Origin of the sequence: Chondromyces apiculatus DSM 436, assembly GCF_000601485.1 — a bacterium.
In the GTDB taxonomy this organism is placed as follows: Bacteria; Myxococcota_A; Polyangia; order Polyangiales; family Polyangiaceae; genus Chondromyces; species Chondromyces apiculatus.
Window position 1 is genome coordinate 158,626 of sequence record NZ_ASRX01000015.1, and the last position, 20,156, is coordinate 178,781.

Sequence of the window (20,156 nt, forward strand, 5' to 3'; positions counted from 1 at the left end):
TTGTGGCCTGGAGGCGTGCCCGGCGTCGAGGCTTTCGCAGGTGGAATGGTGGGCCGCGGAGGCAGCGACGGCGCAGAGGGGGCGATGGAGACCGGCGCCGGCTGGGCGAGAGGCTGAGGAGCGGGCGGCGGTTCGACAGAGGTGGCTGGTGGTGTTGCAGATGCCCCAGCAGCCGGTGGTCTGGTCTGGGGGGATGCGGGCTGACGCTGCGGTGTCGCCGGCGCCGGAATGGAGGGCCTCGTCCTCGATGGTTGCGGCGACTGTGCGGGCTGCGGGGGCGGGCTGGATGGCCGCGACTGCGGATCGACGGTGAGCTTGCCGGGAGGCCGCGAGTTTGCCGCGAGGGAGGGTGAGACAGCAGGAGGTTGCGGCGCCTCTTCCAGCGCAGGAGGGACCTTCGACGGAGCCACTCCCATCGGCGCCTGCACCGGTGCAGAAGGTTGCGCGGGCAGTGTGGTGGATGCTGGCGGCGGTATGGAGCGCGCCCTTGGCGACCCCTCGGGAGGAGCGGCTGGAGGCGCTGTCGACGCGCCGAGCGTGGGGTGTGTCCCTCGTACTGTCGAGGGGGGAGGTGGTATCCCTGGGACGTCGAGGGCCATTCCTTTCTCTGCCGGAGCCTCCGAGACGCGATCTCTGCTCAGCTTCGGAGGAATGGAGCCCCCGACGCCGCTCAAGCGGCCCGCAGCGGACTGACCCGCATCGCCCGTTGCAGGAGGTGCGATCGAAGACTGAGCGCGTGGGGTCTTCTTCTTCTGCGAGAAGGTCATCGCGGTCAGCGGCGCGGCCGAGGTGACGACCTGGTCATCCTCCTCGTCCGTCTGACTGACAGGCGGCCGGTGGGTCACCAGGAAAGCGTTCTGCTCGCGGCTGAACACCTCGCCTGCGGGTCGGCGCGGCGTCGAGGTGGTGTCCTCGGACCAGGGATCGAGGATGGGGGCGCGGGGCTGACGCTTGCGCGCAGGGCTTGCGCTCGCACCTTCAGGAGAACTTCCCTGGGGCGCTTGCGGCGCCGTCGACAGTGAGGCGAGGGGAACCGCAGCGCCATCGAGGGCTGCCACGTCCTTCACGAGCACCGTGGCTGCGGGCGGGATGCTCGCGGGCCCACGCGAACCGCCAGCCTCCGGCGCGGTGCTCAGAGACCGTGAGGGAATGGATGCGGGGGCCGCCTGGCGAGGCGCTGGCGGGCTCGATGCCGCAAACGGCGGTTGCGGATGTGTGGAGGCTACAGGCCTCTGTGCCCCTGAGGAGGTGTGCGCCCCGTCGCCGCCATCGTGGTGAGGTGGCGGTGCCGGGACGGACGGCAGCGACCATTCGGGCTTCGTCGCATGTGACGCTGGCACGGGGCGGTGGGAAGGCGCGGGTGCCGGAAACGCGAGGTCCTGCGCCCCGTCGTGAACGCCCGCAGGAGCCGGGCCACCGGGGGGCGACGGGGGGGGATCGGGGGGCAGCGCCACGGGAGGACCAAAGGTCGGGACCCGGGGATGTACAGGGATCGGGAACTGGCCGCTCGACGCTGACCCGCGCGCGATCTCAGGCGATGATGGCGGGAAAGCGGATCCAGAGACGGCCGCCGGAGAAGACGCGAAGCGTGCTGTCGACGCGGGGACAGGGTGCGCGTGCGCGGAGACCTCGCCGGGCAGCGCGGGCGTGTACACGGGTGGTGCGGGCGTTGTGGAGGCGAGCGACGCAAGGTTCGTCGACGACTGCGGCAGAGAGGTTGCAGGCTCGGGGGTCGTCGAGAGCTCAGGGGCTCGCGCAGGTGCGCTCTGGTTGGGAGGCTGCAGATCAGAAAGCGGACCTGCAGCGGGGGGCTCCGCGCCTGGAGGCCACTTGTCCAGGACCTCTTGCAGCGCGCTCAGACACAGGCCGATCTCCGAAGCGCGAAACGTCTGTCCTGCCGCGTCAGCAGCATCGACGGCGCGACGCAGCCACACGATCGCGTCGCTTCGTTCGCCACGCATCCATAGCGTCCTCGCCGTGGACAGACCCCAGACGACATCCTCGTCGTCCTCGGGATGCGGTTCTGGGAGGGCCACCATGTGGTCCGCCATGAGCACCACCTATCACAGCCCTACCGGAGGCCGTACCATGGAAACTCGGAGGGATACGCCATCCATCGTTGCGGGGTGGAGGAGGCGTCGTTGAACCCGCTCAGGAGTGTTGACCCGGCGCGAGAGGGCTGGCGACGTACGCGAACCTCTTGCCAGGAACTACACCGGATCACTTCGAGCGTCGACCCTCTTGCTGCTGCGCTGGGCTGTCCAGCGCGAGGCAGGCTCCCATCTCTTCGACGCCAGCGCGGGAGGCAAACTCACCCGGCATACGTCGGGCGAGCCAGCCAATGAGGGTCAGGCCGGCGGCGCGAGCTTCCGGGGGCATGGCGTGCTCACTGCTGAGGAGGCTCGCAATCTCGGCAATGAGACGGGTGCGCTGCTCTTCCTCGGCCATCCTGCTGCTCCATGAAGCATGTACTCGGGAATGTCAAAGTGCTCGGGTTCAGGGTCTCACCGAGCCGATAGAAATGGGCGCGAGGAGGTCTCAGTCCACGACCCCGACCAAGTGCGGCTCCCGATCTTCCTGCACCTCACGCGAACGGAACGTTCTTAGTGCAAGCGCGGTGCATGGTCCACTGAGCCACACCGGACTTCAGCATCCCCGTCGCGGAAAGCCCGGTGGAAGAAAGCAGCTACACTGGAGAGATCAAGACCTCCCTGTCCTTGGCTCCGTTCGCAGGCCCGACCAGGCCGCGCTTCTCCATCGCTTCCACCAGCTTTGCTGCCCGGTTGTATCCGATCCCCAGCTTCCTCTGGATCCACGAGGTCGAGCAGCGCCGCGTATCGGCCACGACACGCACTGCCGCGTCGTACATCGCATCGTTCTCCAAGTCGGCGGTGTCGGTCTCTTCGTCCTCTTCGTCACGGGCCTGCAGGATCGCTTCGTCGTAGACAGGCTCACCCTGCGAGCGCAGGAAGTCCGTGATTCGCTGGACCTCTTCTTCAGAACAGAACGGGCACTGCACGCGGCGCGTGTCGTTGGCACCGTTCATCTTCACCAGCATGTCCCCGCGCCCCAGGAGGTGCTCGGCGCCTTGCTCGTCGAGGATGGTCCTGCTGTCCACCTTCTGAGCGACCCGGAACGCCACGCGCGTCGGAAAGTTCGCCTTGATCATCCCGGTGATCACGTCGACGCTCGGCCGCTGCGTCGCGAGGATCACGTGCATGCCCGCCGCGCGTGCTTTCTGGGCCAGCCTCGCGACGCTCGCCTCCACATCCTTGCCCTGCTGCATCATCAGATCGGCGAACTCGTCCACCACGATCACGATGAACGGGAGCTTCATGGGCAGCTCCGCGTCCGAACCATCTCGCGCCGCGGGGACCTCCACCTCCGAGCCGTCATGCGCCACGGCGCTCACCCGCGCCGCTGCCTTCGGAGGCTTCGCGTCGCCACGCCGCACGCGCTCGACCCAGCCATTGTAGGTCGTGATGTTCTTCGTCCCTGCATTGGCAAAAAGCTGGTAGCGCCGCTCCATTTCGTCGACGGCCCACTTGAGCGCGGTCGCCGCTTGCTTCATGTCCGTCACGACCGGCAAGAGCATGTGGGGGATCCGGTCGAAGGGCGCGAGCTCCACGACCTTCGGATCGATCATCAGGAGCCTCAGCTCCTCCGGAGTCCTCCGGAAGAGCAGGCTCACCAGCATCACGTTCAGCCCCACGCTTTTTCCAGCCCCGGTCGCGCCCGCCACGATGACGTGAGGCATCGACGCCAGGTCGGCGAAATACGGCGTGCCGATGATGTCTCGACCGAGCACGCAGGGCAGAGGTGCCTTCATGTCGAGGAACCGGCGATCTTCGACGAGATCGCGCAGGTTGACCGGGAGGCGCTGCTCGTTGGGAATCTCGAAGCCGATCCGGTTCTTGCCGGGAATCGGGGCCACGATGCGGACCTTGCGCGACAGACCGAGGGCGAGATCGTCGGCCAGTCCGGCGACCTTCGACACCTTCGTTCCAGGAGCGGGGGAGACCTCGAAGGTGGTCACCGTCGGACCGGGATGAATCTCTTCGACCTTCCCGCTGACACCGTAGTCGGCGAGCGTCTTCTCGAGAAGCTGCGCCATCTCCTTGAGCTGAGCTTCATCGATCTGCATCCGGTCGGTGCTCGCCGATTCGAGCATCTCCGTCGAAGGCAGGACGAAGCCCGTGCGCGCCGATGGAATGACCTTCACGAGGACCGGCTTCTCGGGTTCGAGGGTGCTCCTGGTGTTCACCACGTGGGGACCGCGTGCTTCCGCAGCCGGGCGCGGCGCCGGCTGCTCGTGCACACGCGGGAACTCTTCGTGCGCGTCCTCCGCGTCGACTTCATCCGCGTCGTCGTCCTCGCTCTCGGCTGCCGTGTCCTCGGAGATCTCCGCGACTGCCGGCTGCACTCTCCGGGGTGACGCACGCCGACTGCCCTCACGTCGAAGGCCCTCGCGGGGAAGCGGAAGCTCCTCGGAGGATGGTTCTACAGGAGGCACGATCGGGTCACTGCTCTCCGACGGCATGCCTTCGAGCGACGCCTCGGAGAAGAGCTCCTCGTTTCCAGCTCCCTCGTCATCCTCGCTCGGAGCAGGCTCTGGTTGCTCCTCGACGGCGATGGCCACGGCGCGACGCCTCGCGCGAGGTGCTCGCTCCTGCGGAGGGCTCGCCCGACGGGCAGGTGCTGCCTCCGTGTTCGCTCCGCGTGCCTGGGAGGTGGGCGATGCGAGGGGCGCATCCTCTCGTACGGCCTCTTCGATCATCCCCGAGAGATCCAGCGCTCGTACGGGTGGCTCCAGCTCCACGGGCGAACGAGGCAACATCGCGGGCGTCGTCATGATCTTGGGGCCTGCCGAGGACGCTGGCGGGTGCACCTCACCCGCGGCCGGCGACTCTGTCGTCGCGTCGATCTCGACGGTGGGAGCTGGCGTGGCGAGCGCGCTCTCCAGGGGCTGGGCCGCGGCTTCAACCTCGATTCCTGCAGCGCGCGTCCGGCGTGCGCGTTTCTGCTTCGTCTCGGAGGCCGCCGGAGGTGAAGGAGGATCGGCATCCCCTGCCGTCGTCCAGTGGCCCGTCCCCAGGGTCGCAGCACCAGCGGTGACGGTAGCGCTCTCTGACGGAGGCAATGCCTCATCGTCCGAGAGTGCGGCGATGATCGCATCAGGGTTGGAGTTCCTCTCGATCCGAGGCATTTCCTCCTCGTCGACAGAGCCTCTCCGTTCGAGTTCGGATGCGGCCGTCCAGGCGCCCACGAGCGAGCGTGCCCACCGCGTCATGGCCATGGCGAGCCGCGTGGCGAGCCGCTCGATACGCTGGACCAGCTCGATGAACGAGAACGTCGCGCGGCCAATCAAGATCAGCGCGACCACGGTGGACCCGATGATGTAGGAGCCGGTGCTGGAGAAGAGCGCCCTCAGGATCTCGCCGAACAGCTCGCCGACCGCCCCGCCGAGCGGCATCGCGCCGAACACCAGCGCTTCGGGGAAGGCCACGTGGGCCAGCGCCGCGAGCACCACCACCACGATGATGTCTCCGCTGATGCGTGACACCGTCGCGCTCAGTACTCCCTTGAGCTCGCGGCGGTCGTTGTCGAGCCAGCGACGCCCGGCGAGCAACGGGGACGCGAGGAGCGCGAGTTCGAGCGGCAAGAACCAAGACACCGCGCCCACCGCGCCCACCACGGAGCTGGCGATGGCGGCCCCCACGGGGCCCACCCAGTCGGCGCCGGCGATCTCGGGGCGAAGACGGTCGGCCTGGAAAGAGGCGAGCGCCAGCGCGCAGTACAGGGCAGAGGTGAGCAACACCAGTGCTCCTCCCTCGCGCGCATAACTGTGCCCCGGCGAGCGTCGGTGGACGGCGGCCGCCCCTTCCTGAGCCACAGGACTGCCCGACCTGCGAGAGGCTCCGATGGACCCACCACGGACGACGCGACCATCCACGGCTGCAGGTAGCCCCTGCGAATCCGTGGCGACAGCGGGGTCACTCCGTCGCGGAGCGAAGAGAGGAAAGTTCATGCCTACCTGAACCTACCTCGACCACATAGCCGTCCGATGGGCCCTCGTACAAGAAAGCGGGTTCTTTGCGGTGACCCGGTGCAGCGAGGAGTTCCGGGGGGTCACCGGAACAGCGTCCCGGATGCGAACGGCAAGTTACAAAAATGATGGACCGTGGCGAGGACGGGTGGCTCGCTCCTGCTGCGATGCCGGGCTGCAACTCGGTGCTGCTGCGCGAGCCAGGGTGGTACGAGCGACGAGATGAGCCCGGAAATTCTTTTGATGCGGGTGGCTCGGGCGCTACCATCGCCCTCCTCTTCTCTCCGAGGAAGCATGGCGGGTGCTGGACGAGCAGGGCGGAGCTGTAGCGCCGCGAGCTTTTATCTGTTGTGCGCCATGGCCGGTGCTGCGTTCGTGAGCGGCGGGTGCCGCGTCGACGAGACCGACATCCATCGGTGGGAGAAGACGGTGTATGGCCCCGAGAAATTGAAGGCTGTACTCATCCACGACAAGTACGAGACGCCCCTCCAGGTCGAAGCTGCGCTGTCCCTGATCCGGATGGAGCCACGTCAGGGCAGGCACGTGGGCCTGGGCATTCTCCTCGAAGGACTCTCGGCGATCCCGGCCGAGGCCAGGCAGCCCATCTGGGCGACCCTCATTCCAGCGATCATCGCCGAGCTGAGACGGCCGCCTCCCGTGCCGAGCCCCGCGGGCCAGCCGGCACCCGAGGACCCGTCCTATCCTTACAAGGATGCGGCTTTCATGGTTCTCTCCGCGGAGCCGCCGATCCTCGATGACGAGGTGCAGAAACAGAACCTCAAGACGGCGCTGATCGAGTGGGTACTGGCTGACTTCGAGAGGCGCCTGGACAACCGCCAGCAGGCCTACGGGATGGAGCAACTCCTCCGGTTGATCGGAGCTCCCGCGGTGGCAGGGCTCCCGAAGCTGCTCAACCGAGAGGCCCGCCGGCTGGATCAGACGGCCTCGCTGATCGCCGAGCTGGGTGATCCGGCAACGAAGGCGGCGGCCTCCGAGCAGCTTGCCTCCGTGGCCCGCTGGACGCTCTCCAGCGAGTGGCTGCAACAGAAGAAGCCGGAGCTGCAGAAGGCCAACGAGGCCTCGAAGCTCGCACCCACGGAGAAGCAGCTCGAAGCGCAGCTCGCGCAGTATCAGGACGAGGAACTCTTCCGCCTCTTCGGCTCGATGCGCAAGATCGGTGGTCGCCCGGTCGTCGAGTTCCTTCTCGGCGTCGCCTCCGACCCCGCGCAAGGGGAGAAACGTCGCCAGGCCGCGCTGGCGGCGCTCGAAAAGCAGCTCAGCAAGGACAACCCCGAGGATCTCCGCCGCGTCCTCGGCATCGTCACCAAGGACGCCCCTGACGCCGTCCTCGATCAGGCATTCCGGCGGATCGGCGAGCTCCCTCGCGAGCAGATCGCCGAGAGCCTCTATGGCCTCTTCAAGATGGACAAGTGGAAGACGCGCCGCGCTGCGGCGGCGACGTTGCTCCGACTCTCGACGGTCAAGCACATCGACGAGTTCCTCGGCAAGCTCCCGGAGCCCAAAGGATTCGCCCTCCCCGAGGCGATCACTTACGGTGCCCTCCTCGGCGATCTGAAGGAAGGCGTGCCCGTGGATGCGCTTCGTCCGCACCTCACCAAGGGGTCGCCCACCGCGAGGGCGAGCGCGGTTGCCTATTACTTCACCTTCGGGAAGCCAGCCGACCTGGAGGTCCTCAAGCCGCTGGAGTCCGACGGGACGAGAGCGCCGACCTGTGATGCCGACCCTGACTGCAAGTGGACGTGCGAGGTCGCGAAGAGCGGGTCCGCCGAGCGTGAGCAGAGAGAGATCACAACCATCGGTGAGTTCGTGCGCTACTGCATAGAGCCTGCTGTGGAGGAGCGGAGCACCCCGCCAGAGAACCGTGCGGGCGCGCCGCTCGAGAAGGCTGATAAAACCGAGGAAAAGCCGACCGAGAAGAGATGAGGCGGGCTTGTGGCGGGCTGCTGTGGTCGCGTGACGAGTGAGCCTTCCAAATGACCAGAGTCTTGCTGGACGAGGCAGGTGCGGTGGGAAACTTCCCAGCGTGTTCCCTCCTCCGGTATCGTCGAGTGGGAAGAGATGAGCGCGGATCCGAATAAAAAGAGCGCACGAACGTTCCAGTGCCGCGACGTCCTCTGGGAGACGTTCGAGCAGATGGCGCGCGAACTAGAGTGCTCCATCGACTACCTGATCAATGAGTCGATGAAGCAGTACGCGCGGCAGCGGAGCTACAGCCCGCGTCCGCTTCCGCCGGGGAGTACCCGCTCCGAAGGCGGCCCCGGTTCAGGTCAGCACGCGCTCAACGTGGGCAGCGGCTCTCCTCCCCCGCCGGCCCCGCAGCCGCCCATGCTGCCGCCGCAATCGAGCTTCTCGCCAGCACCACCTCCTCCTGCGTACAGCTCGGCGCCCGCTGCACCGCCACCGCCACCGCCGCTCGTCGGCGGACCCGGAGGATTGCCGCCGCCGCCGAACGCTTACGGTGCACCGCCGCCGGCATACGCAACGCCGCCTCCTGGCATGACCACGGGGCAACCCCCACCGGTCCGACCGGGCGCACCCCCGCCGCCTCCAGGTCCCCCTGGGGCACCGTCCAAGAGACCGAGCCTGCCTGCGCCTCCGCCGCCGGTACCTGGCCGTGTCGGGGCACCCCCGCCGCCGCCGCCAGCGAGTGGAGGACGCATGGGTGCGCCGCCCCCGCCCCCACCGCCGGGTGGTGGTGCACCGACCATCCGCCCCCCGATGTCGGGTGCGAGCCGTTCTGCCCCTCCGTTGCCGCCCCCGCCGCCTGGACCGCCCACGTCCATGGGGGGGGGTGGTGGCTACGCGCCGCCTCCTGCAATGCCTCCGGGCATGATGTCTCCGGGAGGTATGGGACCGCCCGGCATGAGTCCGGGCATGCCGCCCCCCGGCATGGCGCCGCCCGGCTCCATGCCTCCCGCGTACACGCCGCCCCCCCCGGTTGGCATGCCGCCTCCGCCGCCCATGGGCGGACCCCCTGGGACGAGCCCGCTGCCCACCGGAGGCCCCGGGGCAGGTGGCGCGCTCACGCCGTCGCTCTTCTCCATCTACGCCGGTCAGCGCGCCCTCGTGAACAAGGACCGCTACATCATCGGCCGCGGCAAGCAGAGCAGCGACTTGACCATCAAGGACCCCAACGTGTCGCGCCAGCACGCCATGGTCGAGTACCTGAACGGTCAGTACTACATGGTGGACATGGGATCGACGAACGGCGTCGAGTACAACGGCCAGCGAATCTCGCGGAAGCTCATCATGGAAGGGGATCTCTTCCGGATCTGCGACCACGAGGTCCGGTTCTCCTACCGCTGACGCAGGATGGTCGGCCCGGCTGGCACCCACCCGAAACGCTGACCTCCGGCCCTCATGATGTCGTGGCCACGCCGCTTCGCAGGTGCGCTCCTGCAACCGAAGGCGTCGAGCGCCGCGGTGGCCCTCGCAGCAGGGGTGAGTTCCTTGTTCCTGCTCGGGGCGTCGCCGCAGGATGTCGGGAGCCATCCGTCCGCTGCGCCCGATGCGCCCGCCGCATCCATCTGGACCGCGCCGAACGTCGCCGAGCTTCCTCCGTGGGCGCGCAGCGCGCGCGTTCGCAAGCAGGACCAGGCCATCGTCGGCGCACCCAGCGCCAGGGCACCGCGCCGAGGCTCGGCGGATCTCGGCGCCGCGCTGCCCATCTTCGCGGTGCAACAGGGAGACGGATGCGATGGGCGCTGGCTCCAGGTCGGCCCGTCCTCCTGGATCTGCGAGGACACCGTCGACCTCTCGCCTGGCGCCCCCCTCGGAGCCCTGACGCGCACCTGGCCGCATGCCCCCGACGGCCTTCCGTTCCGCTATCACTTCGTCGGCCATGAAGGGACCTTCGCCTACGCCCGCCTCGACGCTGCCGACGTGGACGAGCCTATCGAACAGCTCGAGCCAGGCTTTGCGGTGGCGATCGTCGAGGAGCGGCTCGAGGGTGGCTCCCGGTATGGCCGCACGCGCCGCGGCCTCTGGGTTCCGATGCGGGACCTGTCCCCCATCCACGGCTTTGCCTTCCAGGGCACCGAGATCGCCCCGGATGCCGTGGAGATGCGCTTTGCCTGGGTGGTGGTGGACGACGCCCGTGTCCATCGACGCGCGGGCGAACGATCGTTCCAGCGGACATCGGACAGCCACGCACGCTTCGTCCGCCTGATGCTCGGAGAGCAGGTCGACACGGTGTCAGGCAGCTTCGTGCGCGTCTCTCCTGCACCCGAATCGCGCCCGCGTCCGGCAACCGCGGCGCAGCCAGAGCAGTGGCTCTCGCTCCGGGATCTCGCGCGCCCGGTCGTCGCCCCTCCGCCTCCCGAGGTGGATGCCGAGGTCGGTGAGCACTGGATCGATGTCGATCTCGCCTCGCAGACGGTGATCGCCTACGAAGGTCGCCGCCCGGTCTTCGCCACCCTCGTCTCCACCGGCAAAGGGAAGAAGGGCTCAGCCACGGCCACGCCTCCTGGCACCTACCGCATCTGGGCCAAGCTGCTCACCTCGGACATGGACAACCTCGAAGAGGAGAGCGCTTCCCGCTACTACCGCATGGAGGACGTGCCCTACGTGCAGTACTTCACCAAGGGCGTGGGGCTGCACGGGGCTTTCTGGCACCGCTCCTTCGGGCGCGTGCGCAGTCACGGCTGCGTCAACCTGTCCCCGCTCGACGCGCAGAGGCTCTTCTGGTGGACCACACCGCGCCTCCCCGCGGGGTGGACCGCAGCGCTCCCTTCCCCGCACACCCCTGGTTCGATCGTCCGCGTGAGGTAATCCGATGCCCTCGATCGTCGCCGCTGTTCGCGACCTGAACCGCCTCCGCCAGATCTACCTCGTCCTCGTCCGCCACGGCTTCGGGGAGATCGGCCAGCGCCTCGGCTTCCGGGGGCGTTCGAAGAGCGAGCCGGATCCCAAGGCGCTCCCCGCTGCGGCAGATTCGCGCAGGGGAGAGGGCGAAAGCATCGACGTCTTCGTCCCCGAGGAGGCGCAGAAGCAGGGTGAGGAAGCCAGGCGCAAGATCTCGCCTGCCGAACGCGTCCGGCTCTGCGCGATGGACCTCGGTCCCTCCTTCGTCAAGCTCGGCCAGATCGCCTCGACGCGCCCCGATCTGCTCCCCCCCGAATGGATCGTCGAGCTGAAGAAGCTTCAGGACGAGGTGACCCCGCTGCCCTTCAAGGACATCGAAGCGGCCGTCGAGACGGCGCTGGGTGCTCCCATCACGGACCTCTACGAACGCTTCGACGAGCGCCCGCTGGCCGCCGCCTCCATCGGGCAGGTCCACCGCGCCGTGCTTCGCCATCCCGAGGGCCCCAGAGAGGTGGTGGTGAAGGTGCAGCGCCCGGGGATTCGCTCCACCGTGACGAGCGATCTCGAACTGCTCCACGCCCTCGCCACGTTGATCGAGCGGGTCATCCCCGAGTCACGCATCTACTCGCCCTCGGAGCTCGTCGACCAGTTCGACCGCGCCATCACCAGCGAGCTCGACTTCCTGCTCGAAGCCGACAACGCCGCGCGCTTCTCGCGCAACTTCGCCGGCTACCGCCCCGTCGACACCAGCGAGCCCCCGCCCGACGCCGCGGCACCGGGTGCCATCACCGGCGATCTCGCGAGCACCTCCCGCAGCTCGGTCCGCTTCCCCTTCGTTTACCGGCAAGCCTCGGCGAAGCAGGTGCTGACGCTGGAGTACCTGCCTGGCTTCAAGGTGTACGACGCCATCCGAGAGCACGGCCACGAGGGCCCGCTCATCGCCAAGGCCTCCGTGGGGATCCTCATCAAGATGATCTTCGAGGACGGCTTCTTCCACGCCGATCCGCACCCTGGCAACATCCTCATCATGGGCACGCCCGCGCAGCCCATCTTCGGGTTCATCGACCTGGGTATGGTCGGTCGGCTCTCGCCCGAGATGCGCGATCGCACCATCGACCTCATGATCGCCGCGGTCCGTCAGGACCACCTCGGCGTCGCCGACGCGCTGTACGCCATCGGCACGCCCACCCGGAAGATCGACATGCGCGCCTACCGCGCCCACGTCTCCGTGCTCGCCGAGAAGTACCTCGGCCGGCCGCTCAAGGAGATCGATCTCGCCGCGATGCTCGCCGACCTGATCAACGGCGCGACCAAGTTCGGCATCGAGATCCCCCCGGACTTCTTCCTGGTCGGCAAGGCGCTCATGACCATCGAGGGCGTGGGCAAGGAGCTCGATCCCGACCTCGACGTCTTCGGCGAGGCGCGGCCGTACTTCCTCGACCTGCTGCGGCGCCGTTACTCGCCGGAGCGCATCGGGATGGACCTGTGGCGCGGCGTCGAGCGGCTCTCCACCACCGCCTATGACCTGCCTCAGCAAACGCGCGAGATCCTCGAAGAGCTGCGGCTGGGCCGGCTGACCGTACACACCAGCGACACCTCGCTCCCGCAGGTCGTCGATCGCCTGGGGCGCCGCCTGTTCGCCGGCCTCGTCGTGGGCGCCTTCCTGCTGTCTGGCACGTGGCTCATCGCCACGGGGGCTCAGATCATCCTGGGCGCCGTCCTGCTCGGCTCCGGGTTGGCCTACCTGCTACTGCACGTCGCGCAAGATCTTCTCAAGCGCTGGCGCTAGCAGGGCGCTGAAGACGCTCTTCAGCGCCCTGCTGGGCCAGGGCGCGGAGTCCCTGGAACCAGCTACTTGATCTGGCCCTGGAGCATGAACGCGATGACCCACGCCAGGAGCACGAGGGACTCGATGAGCGCCAGACCGAGAATCATCGGGGTCTGGATGCGGGCGGCAGCGCCGGGGTTCCGGGAGATACCCTCGAGAGCAGCGGCGGCAGCGCGTCCCTGACCCAGGGTGCCGCCGAGGGCTGCGAGGCCGACCGCGAACCCGGCGGCAGTGGCCAGCATCGAGTTCGTGTCGAACTGGTTCGACGCTGCATCCTGCGCCATCGCCATTGCGGGGAAGAGGACCACCGCGGTGGCGATCATGGCGGACAGAGACAGCTTGCTCTTCAGCGACATCCGATTGTGCTCCTTGTCAACCATCCGGCGTGAAGGCCGAACGGGGTGTTCTTCTGCGTGGTGTTGGGATCCGCGCGCGCGGTCCTTAGCCTGAAATCAGCGGGTTGGCTAGCCCCTCATGAAAGGTACTTCGAGGGGCCAGACGGTCTCGGTTCAATGGTGGTGCTCGGCCTTCTCCGTGGCGAGGCCGATGTAGATGCAGCTCAGCAGGCAGAACACCAGCGTCTGCACCAGGATCACGATCACGGCGAGGAACATGATCGGCACCGGGATCAGCACCGCGATGAGACCGAGGAAGATGGTCCCGACGAGGTGATCGACGCCGATGTTGACCATGAGACGAACGGCGAGCGTCACGGGTCGCACGCACGTCGAGATCAGCTCCACGGGGAAGATGAGGGGCGCCAGGTACCACTTGGGCCCGGCGAGATGGGCGACGTAGGCCCAGCCGTTCTCCTTCAGCCCGTAATAGTTGAACGCGATGAAGACAAAGAGGGCGCAGCCCACCGTCACGTTCAGGCTCGACGTCGGCGGGTTGAACCCCGGCAGGAGCGACGTCATGTTCGAGAAGAAGATGAACGCCGCCGAGCCGCCGATGATGGGGAAGTACCGCTTCGCGCTGTCGGCCCCCATGATGTCGCGGGCCATGGTGTAGAAGAAGCCGAAGAACGCCTCGAAGAACGTCCGCAGCGTCAGCTTGTCCTCGGGGATGACCGTCTCGTCCAGGCGCCGGAACTTCGCGCGCACCTCGATGGCGAGGAGGATGAACACGATCATCACGAGCAAGCTCATGAAGATCGGCTCGAGACCGCGGTAATCGATGGGGTGGTGTCCGACGAAGCTGTGGCCGATGTTGCGCGCGTTCTCGCGCAGGCCGGGGAACTTCGCGAGGAGATAGGTCAGGAATCCGGTGTGCTCGGGCATGGCTCTAGGGGGACTGCCGCGGTGCCGACGACGTGGCCGTGTGGGCGTCTGACTGCGCAACTCCGAAGAAAGAACGGGGCCCAGTCATGACCGCGCTGGCGTCTACCACAGTCGAAGGAGGCGGTCACCCCCCTGTCGCGTGGCCATCATCCCCCCTCGATCCCGGGACCGAGCCGCCATGTCACCCCTTCATCCCTGGCGTCGGGTCCTCGTCCTCCGGTGGCTTGGGACCGAACAGAGAGCCCACGGTGATTCCAATGACGAGGGAGGTGAAGCCGACGGCCAGTGCCAGGGGAGGCACCACGCCTGTCCGCAGGATCAACCACACCGCCCCGACCAGCGCGCACAGCTTGACGACTGCGATCACCGCCCAGGGAGCCGCATTTCCCCGCTTCCCCAGGAAGGCCTCGCCGACCTTCGCGAAGACGTACAGGTTGATCACCGCCATGGTGCCCCCGAGCGCCACGCCGAGCGCTGGCCGCTGCCCGTAGGAGGCCAGGGCGCCCAGCGACAGCACGACGGCCGTGAGGGCCACCGAGATCAGCGTGGCGCGCATGGTGCCGTCGAGCGTTCCGCGTCGCTGCTTCACCTGGCGCTGCTTCACCTGAGGAAGTTGCTCTGTGCTCATCCCGCTCCCCTGTCTCGCCCCCGCCCTGACTCCGGGAGCGCGTCGCCCGAGGGGGTGACCTCCCGCGTGGCCACTGGCGGCTCTCGGAAGTCTTCCTTGTCGGGTTGCTCGTCGGCCCGGGTGTACAGCGGCGCAGGGTTGCCTTGCTCCCGCTCTTCTCGCTCCGTCTCCGCACGCATCTCCCGCACGCTCCTCAGGATGGCTCGGATGGCCGCGGCCACCCCGAACGCCGACCAGACGAGGGTCATCGCCGGCGAGGTGTCGAGCCACCCGTCCAGCTTGCGACCGATGAACAGCCCGAGCAGGATCGACAGCACGATCTCCAGGCCCACCGTCCCGAAGTTCCCGACCGACTTCCACTCCTGCTTCATCGGAACCTCCCGCCCCCTGCGCCGCAGGATCCTCCACCAGGATACCTCGGGCGTGTGGCCCTCACGGGGCCCGTCTCTAACCGTGGCGCTCGCTCTCCGCGAGGGCGCGCGCTTGCCCTGCCCGTCGGGCGACGAGCGCCTCCAGGGCAGGCCGCAGCGCCTTCACGGCCTGACTCCGGTGGCTCACCTGGTTCTTCTCGTCGTCCCCGAGCTCCGCCATGGTCCGACCGAAGCCCTCTACCACGAACAGCGGATCATATCCGAAGCCGCCCGCCCCGCGCGCTTCGCGACCGATCGACCCCTCGCAGCGGCCCTCCACGATCACCGGAGGCTCCTCGCTCCACGGATCGAGCAGCACCATGACGCAGTGGAACCGCGCCTTCCGCTCCGCTTCTGGCACGTCCTTCAGCGCGGCAAGGAGCGCCTCGTTGTTCTCCCCGTCGGTCGCTCCTTCCCGCGCGTAGCGCGCCGAGCGCACACCCGGCTGACCTCCGAGGGCGTCCACGGAGAGCCCCGAGTCCTCCGCGAGGGTCACCATCATCGCCTCTCCCGCGGCAGCGCGCGCCTTGATGAGTGCGTTCTCCTCGAACGTGTGTCCGTCCTCGGAGACGGGGGGACGCCCCGGCAACATCTCGGCGAGCGACGAGAACTCGACGGGCAGGTCTCCGAGCAGGACGCGCAGCTCCGCCATCTTGCCCCGGTTGGTGGTGGCGAGGAGCAGACCGAACGCGGCGTCGCTCACGGCTCCACCCAGCGCCCCGCCTGGAAGAGCGCCGCCAGATCCACCCCGATGCGCCCGAGCACTTCCCGCTGGAGCCGGGCGAGCGCGCGCACGCCCACGAAGCCGAGGTCCACCATCTGATCCAGCTCGCTGCGCGGGATGGCCTCGTCCTCCGCGGTGGCCTGCACCTCGACGATGGCGCCCCGCGGCGTCGCGACCAGGTTCAGATCGACGCGCGCGGTGCTGTCCTCCGTGTAGACGAGATCCAGCGCGAGCCCCTCGGCGAGGTGCCCCACGCTGATCGCCGCCACCTGATCCCGCAGGACGGGCTCCGGGATGGCCCGCGTCACCTGCAGCCGCGAGAGCGCCATGGCGAGCGCGATGAAGCTCCCCGTGATGGACGCCGTTCGCGTCCCGCCGTCGGCCTCGAGCACGTCGCAGTCGAGCGCGATCGTCATCTCCCCGAGGCGCTTCAGGTCTAGGGCCGCCCGCAGCGCCCGACCGATCAGCCGCTGGATCTCCTGCGTGCGCCCACTCGGCGCCTTGCCGCGGCCATCGCGCGCCTCGCGCCGCTCCGGCCCGGAGCGCGGGTGCATCTGGTACTCCGCGGTCAGCCACCCGCGCCCCTTGCCGGCCATCCACGGCGGCACGGTACGGTCCACCGAGGCGGTGCAGAGCACCACGGTCCGACCGGCCCGGTAGAGCACGGATCCCTCTGCGTTGCGGTGGAATCCCGGGATCACCTCCACGGGACGGTGTTCGTCGAGCGCGCGGCCATCGGAGCGGGTCACGGCCCCGCCATTACCACACTCCTCACCAGGTCGTCGCCCAGAGCTCCGCGTACAGCCCGTTGCCGCTCCCACGACCGGTCTCGGGGAGCTGTACCGCCAGCACCGTCCTCCTGGGGCCCTCGCAGAAGTAGGTACCACCCTGCGCGACCGCGAAGACCTGTCCGCCGCGCGTGCGCACGGCCGGAGCGTCTGGCCACTCCTTGCGCTGCTTCAGGTACTCCAGCGTGGGGCTCGCTCGCGGAGGCACGTCGCCCCGCTCGTACGAGCGGAGCGCGCGCTCGGCGTTGTCGAAGGCGCTCTCCTCGCTCTTGGGGATCTCGATGAGAGCGATCTTCAGGTTGAGCTGGCCAGGCCCGATCTCCGTGAGCGGCACGTTCCGGACCCGCATGGCCACGAACACCTCGGTCGTCTTCGCGCCTTCCACGGACCAGGCCCGCCCCAGCCAGCGCCCGTCGCCGGAGGGCACGCTGGGCGTCCAGGCCGCGCACGACGCCACCTTCGCCAGGACCGCGCACGGCTTCGACTTCGACCCGGGTCCGCACTTCAGCGCCGCCTGGAGTTCGGCCACGTCGAGGTCCGCGGGCGGCGGGGGCGGCGGCTCGGCCACGCTCGGCGTGCTCGGCGCGCCCGGGGCTCCCGGCGCACCGGCAGCCGTCGCAGAGCCACCCGTGGGCGGCGTGGCCTCGGACGTCGGCGCGCGATCACAGCCGAGGGCAAGGACGCCGGAGAGCAAGACGAGGAGCGGAGAACGCATGGGGGTCGGAGTCTCGCACGACCTCCGCGGCGCGAACCACCCTCCCTTGGCCGGGTGGGGTTTCTGGCGTCACAGCCCGAACCACTCCCCCGCGGGGATGGCTTCGGCGCCGTGTCGCAGTTCGAAGTAGATCTGTCCTTCCGCGCCGCCTTCGCCGACGGCACCCACCCGCGCGCCAGAGACCACCTGGTCGGAGACACGCACGTCCACCGCGCCGAGCCCCGCGTACAGCGAGTAGTACCGATCGCCGTGGTCGACGATCACCGTCAGTCCGTAGTCCGCATAGGTGTCTGCAAAGGCCACCCTGCCCGCGGCCACGCTGCGTACCGGCGCCGAAGCCGAGGCCGCCAGCGACAGCCCCGGTACGTGGGAGCCTCGCCGCGTCAGTGGGCGCACCTCGGCACGCCCGGCGATGGGGAAGGGAAGCCGACCCTTGAGCCCGCGGAACCCGGCGCGCCCGTCCGTGTCGCTCGGACCGCCCGGGCCGCCCGCACCGCCCACGCCGCCCGCGGCTCCGTAGATCGCCACGTGCTCCGGCCGCACGCTGGTCTCGAAGGCGCGCGCGAAGGCGGCCCTGCGGTCTTCTTCCTGCGCCAGCGCCACGCGCGCCCGGTTCATCGCCTCGCGCTTCACCTCGAGCGGCGCCCGCTCGGCGCGCACCCGCACGAGCTGGTCGGTGATCTCTGCGCCTCGCCGGGTGAGATCGCCCTCGTGCGCGATGTCCCGCTCCAGCGAGAGCCGGAGCCGCTCCACCCGCGCCGCGTGATCCACCAGCGCGTCGAAGCCGCCCCCTGCCGGCAGGAAGCCCGCGCGGAGTCCCCGGTAGTAGGCCCTGCCCCGCGCCACCATCCGCGCCCGGGTCGTCGCGATGTCGGGCCCGATCGCCCCGAGTTCGGTGGTGAGGGCCTTCTCGTCGGCCGTGAGCTTCGCGAGGAGCCGGTCGAGATCGTTGTCGCCGAGCAGCGAGGCTGGCACGGCCCCGGCCGGGGCTCTGGCGCCGCTCGCACCGCTGACGGTCAGGGCAGCGAGGAGCAGGAGCGCAGCGCGCGGAGCCTTGCTCATACGGCCGCCATCCGGCGCAGGGTCAGCAGCGCCGTGATCGCGCCGAGAGCCCCTCCGAGCGCGACCATCCCCAACGCGACCGGCACCGGCAGGAACGACGGTGCCACCCCGAGCAGGCTCACCAGCTCCTGGTCGAACCTCCCGCGCACCATCAGGAACAGCACGCCCAGCACGAGCAGCGCCCCCCCGGCGCCGGCGGCGCCCTGCGTCGCGCCCTCCAGCACGAAGGGCCGCCGCACGAAGCCGTCGGTCGCCCCCACCAGCTTGAGCACCTCCACCTCGATCTTCCGCCGGTGCAGGAGCAGGCGCATCGTCGAGCCGATCACGCTGACCACCGCGCACAGCACGATCAGCGCCAGGCACGTGCTCGCCGTCACCCCGCCTCCGAGCAGCGCAGAGAGCCGCTCCGTCCACCGGGCGTACGTCTCCACCGACTCCACCGCGGGCAGCACCCGCAGCTTCACCGCCATCGACGCGAGATCGTCGTCGGACAGATCGTTCTCGAAGCTCACCTCGATGGACGCCGGGAAGGCGTTCGGCGGCAGCGCCGCGAGCATGCTGTCCGCGCCCTCCGAGACCACCTCGCGGCGCGCCTCGGCGGCGCTCACGTGCCGCGCGCGGGTCACGCCAGGCGTCGCCTCCAGCGCCCGCTGCAGGTCTGCCACCTCCGTCTCCGAGGCGCTGTCCCGCAGGTACACCGTGGCCCTGCCGGCCCGCGACCACCGATCGCGCACCGCCGCGAGGTTCGTCACCACCAGCAGCGCGGACGCGAGGCACACGAAGGCCACCGACAGAGAGAAGATCGACAGCGCCTGCACGCGCCAGTCGCTCCTGCCCGCCCTCCACGTGCGCAGCCGCATGCGCCCACCTTCCAGATTCGCAGCCTGCATCGTCACCGCTCCCGGTTAGCCCACGACCTGTCGCGCCGCCGGACCGCGCACACCGCTGTCCGCCACGTATTCGTCGGCCCCCTCCCCTTGCACGTCCGCCCCCTCACCCCCGCTCTCCCCCTCGAACAGCTCCTGCAGCGCTCCGAGTCCCTGCGGCACGTCGGTCGCCTTCCCGTCGTCCAGCACGACGACCCGGCGCGCCCGTACGTCGAGCAGGGTGCGGTCGTGGGTCGCGAAGAGCACCGTGGTGCCCATCTCGTGGATGTCCTCGAACAGCCCGAGCAGATCGATCGCGAGCTGCGGATCGAGGTTCCCCGTCGGCTCGTCGGCGAGGATCAGCGCCGGGTCGCCGACGATGGCCCGGGCGATCGCCACCCGCTGCTGCTCGCCCCCTGACAGGACGCGCGCCCGGTCACCGCCCCTGCCCGCGAGCCCCACCCGCTCGAGCGACTCGCCCACCCGGGTGCGCACCACGCGCGAGGGCAAGCCCAGCACTTCCAGCGCGATGGCCACGTTGTCGAACACCGTCCAGCTCGGGACGAGCTTGAAGTCCTGGAACACGAAGCCGATGTTGCGCCGCAACGCCGGCACCGAGGGCACCGACAGCCGCGCGATGTCGCGCCCGAGAAAGAGGATCCGGCCCTCGTCCACCTGCTCGGTGCGGTGCACCAGCCGGAGCAAGGTGCTCTTGCCGGAGCCGCTCGGGCCGGTGATGAACACGAACTCCCCGCGCTCGATGGTCAGCTCCAGCCCCCGCAGGACCGGCTGATCGGCGCGGTACGACTTGTAGACCCCCTCGAAGACCAGGATGGGTCGGCGCGCGGCCGATGCGTCGTAGCGGTGACCCGGCCTGAGGGCAGGACGAAATGTGCCTTGCGGAGGGGACGACGACATCGGAGCCTTCCCCTATCAGCCCACTCCGACCCGGAAAACTTTTCGACGAGCCCTGCTTCGAGCGCCC

16 protein-coding genes are annotated in these 20,156 nt (G+C 69.0%); 4 read left to right on the forward strand and 12 right to left on the reverse strand.

The window, feature by feature from the left end; genetic code table 11:
* Positions 1 to 2,220 precede the first annotated feature (2,220 nt).
* Both CAP_RS11370 and CAP_RS44275 read right to left on the reverse strand, forming a co-directional pair.
* Positions 2,221 to 2,448 (reverse strand): hypothetical protein, encoded by a 228-nt coding sequence (locus tag CAP_RS11370; protein ID WP_044239675.1) that lies wholly within the window; start codon positions 2,446 to 2,448, stop codon positions 2,221 to 2,223.
* A gap of 238 nt (positions 2,449 to 2,686) precedes the next feature.
* Complete coding sequence (locus CAP_RS44275; RefSeq protein ID WP_081864778.1) at positions 2,687 to 6,028, reverse strand: FtsK/SpoIIIE family DNA translocase; 3,342 nt, start codon at positions 6,026 to 6,028, stop codon at positions 2,687 to 2,689.
* Between the two features lie 375 nt (positions 6,029 to 6,403).
* Here CAP_RS44275 and CAP_RS11380 point away from each other — a divergent pair, with 375 nt between their 5' ends.
* The 4 genes from CAP_RS11380 (at position 6,404) to CAP_RS11395 (ending at position 12,659) form a co-directional block, all read left to right on the forward strand.
* Entirely contained in the window at positions 6,404 to 7,990 is a 1,587-nt protein-coding gene (locus CAP_RS11380; protein ID WP_197041128.1) for a hypothetical protein, read from the forward strand.
* A gap of 939 nt (positions 7,991 to 8,929) precedes the next feature.
* Positions 8,930 to 9,373 carry an FHA domain-containing protein gene (locus CAP_RS50225; RefSeq protein WP_197041129.1) on the forward strand — a complete coding sequence of 148 codons (444 nt, stop codon included), beginning with the start codon at positions 8,930 to 8,932 and terminating at the stop codon, positions 9,371 to 9,373.
* 54 nt (positions 9,374 to 9,427) lie between these two features.
* The gene (locus tag CAP_RS11390) at positions 9,428 to 10,837 is read left to right on the forward strand and encodes a L,D-transpeptidase (protein ID WP_052374813.1); all 1,410 of its coding nucleotides are present in this window, start codon (positions 9,428 to 9,430) and stop codon (positions 10,835 to 10,837) included.
* Between the two features lie 4 nt (positions 10,838 to 10,841).
* Positions 10,842 to 12,659 (forward strand): ABC1 kinase family protein, encoded by a 1,818-nt coding sequence (locus CAP_RS11395; RefSeq protein ID WP_044239678.1) that lies wholly within the window; start codon positions 10,842 to 10,844, stop codon positions 12,657 to 12,659.
* A gap of 62 nt (positions 12,660 to 12,721) precedes the next feature.
* Here the strand turns inward: CAP_RS11395 and CAP_RS11400 are convergent, their stop codons facing one another.
* The 10 genes from CAP_RS11400 to CAP_RS11445 form a co-directional block, all read right to left on the reverse strand.
* The gene (locus CAP_RS11400) at positions 12,722 to 13,054 is read right to left on the reverse strand and encodes an ATP synthase F0 subunit C (protein WP_052374816.1); all 333 of its coding nucleotides are present in this window, start codon (positions 13,052 to 13,054) and stop codon (positions 12,722 to 12,724) included.
* A 153-nt stretch (positions 13,055 to 13,207) separates the two neighbouring features.
* Complete coding sequence (gene atpB / locus CAP_RS11405) at positions 13,208 to 13,978, reverse strand: F0F1 ATP synthase subunit A (RefSeq protein ID WP_044239679.1); 771 nt, start codon at positions 13,976 to 13,978, stop codon at positions 13,208 to 13,210.
* Between the two features lie 181 nt (positions 13,979 to 14,159).
* The gene (locus tag CAP_RS11410; RefSeq protein ID WP_044239681.1) at positions 14,160 to 14,606 is read right to left on the reverse strand and encodes an ATP synthase subunit I; all 447 of its coding nucleotides are present in this window, start codon (positions 14,604 to 14,606) and stop codon (positions 14,160 to 14,162) included.
* Positions 14,603 to 14,977 (reverse strand): AtpZ/AtpI family protein, encoded by a 375-nt coding sequence (locus tag CAP_RS11415; RefSeq protein WP_052374818.1) that lies wholly within the window; start codon positions 14,975 to 14,977, stop codon positions 14,603 to 14,605. The genes CAP_RS11410 and CAP_RS11415 overlap by 4 nt, the downstream gene beginning before the upstream one ends.
* A gap of 76 nt (positions 14,978 to 15,053) precedes the next feature.
* The gene (rdgB, locus tag CAP_RS11420) at positions 15,054 to 15,719 is read right to left on the reverse strand and encodes an RdgB/HAM1 family non-canonical purine NTP pyrophosphatase (RefSeq protein ID WP_269324168.1); all 666 of its coding nucleotides are present in this window, start codon (positions 15,717 to 15,719) and stop codon (positions 15,054 to 15,056) included.
* On the reverse strand, positions 15,716 to 16,489 hold the full coding sequence (gene rph / locus CAP_RS11425) for a ribonuclease PH (protein ID WP_044239683.1): 774 nt from the start codon (positions 16,487 to 16,489) through the stop codon (positions 15,716 to 15,718). The genes rdgB and rph overlap by 4 nt, the downstream gene beginning before the upstream one ends.
* A 22-nt stretch (positions 16,490 to 16,511) precedes the next feature.
* Positions 16,512 to 17,243, reverse strand: a complete 732-nt coding sequence (locus CAP_RS11430) for a hypothetical protein (RefSeq protein WP_044239684.1) — start codon at positions 17,241 to 17,243, stop codon at positions 16,512 to 16,514.
* Positions 17,244 to 17,312: 69 nt separating this feature from the next.
* Positions 17,313 to 18,305, reverse strand: a complete 993-nt coding sequence (locus tag CAP_RS11435) for a murein hydrolase activator EnvC family protein (protein WP_044239686.1) — start codon at positions 18,303 to 18,305, stop codon at positions 17,313 to 17,315.
* Positions 18,302 to 19,195 carry a cell division protein FtsX gene (locus tag CAP_RS11440; protein ID WP_044239687.1) on the reverse strand — a complete coding sequence of 298 codons (894 nt, stop codon included), beginning with the start codon at positions 19,193 to 19,195 and terminating at the stop codon, positions 18,302 to 18,304. The genes CAP_RS11435 and CAP_RS11440 overlap by 4 nt, the downstream gene beginning before the upstream one ends.
* A 15-nt stretch (positions 19,196 to 19,210) precedes the next feature.
* Positions 19,211 to 20,089, reverse strand: a complete 879-nt coding sequence (locus tag CAP_RS11445; protein ID WP_063748672.1) for a cell division ATP-binding protein FtsE — start codon at positions 20,087 to 20,089, stop codon at positions 19,211 to 19,213.
* Positions 20,090 to 20,156: the final 67 nt, after the last annotated feature.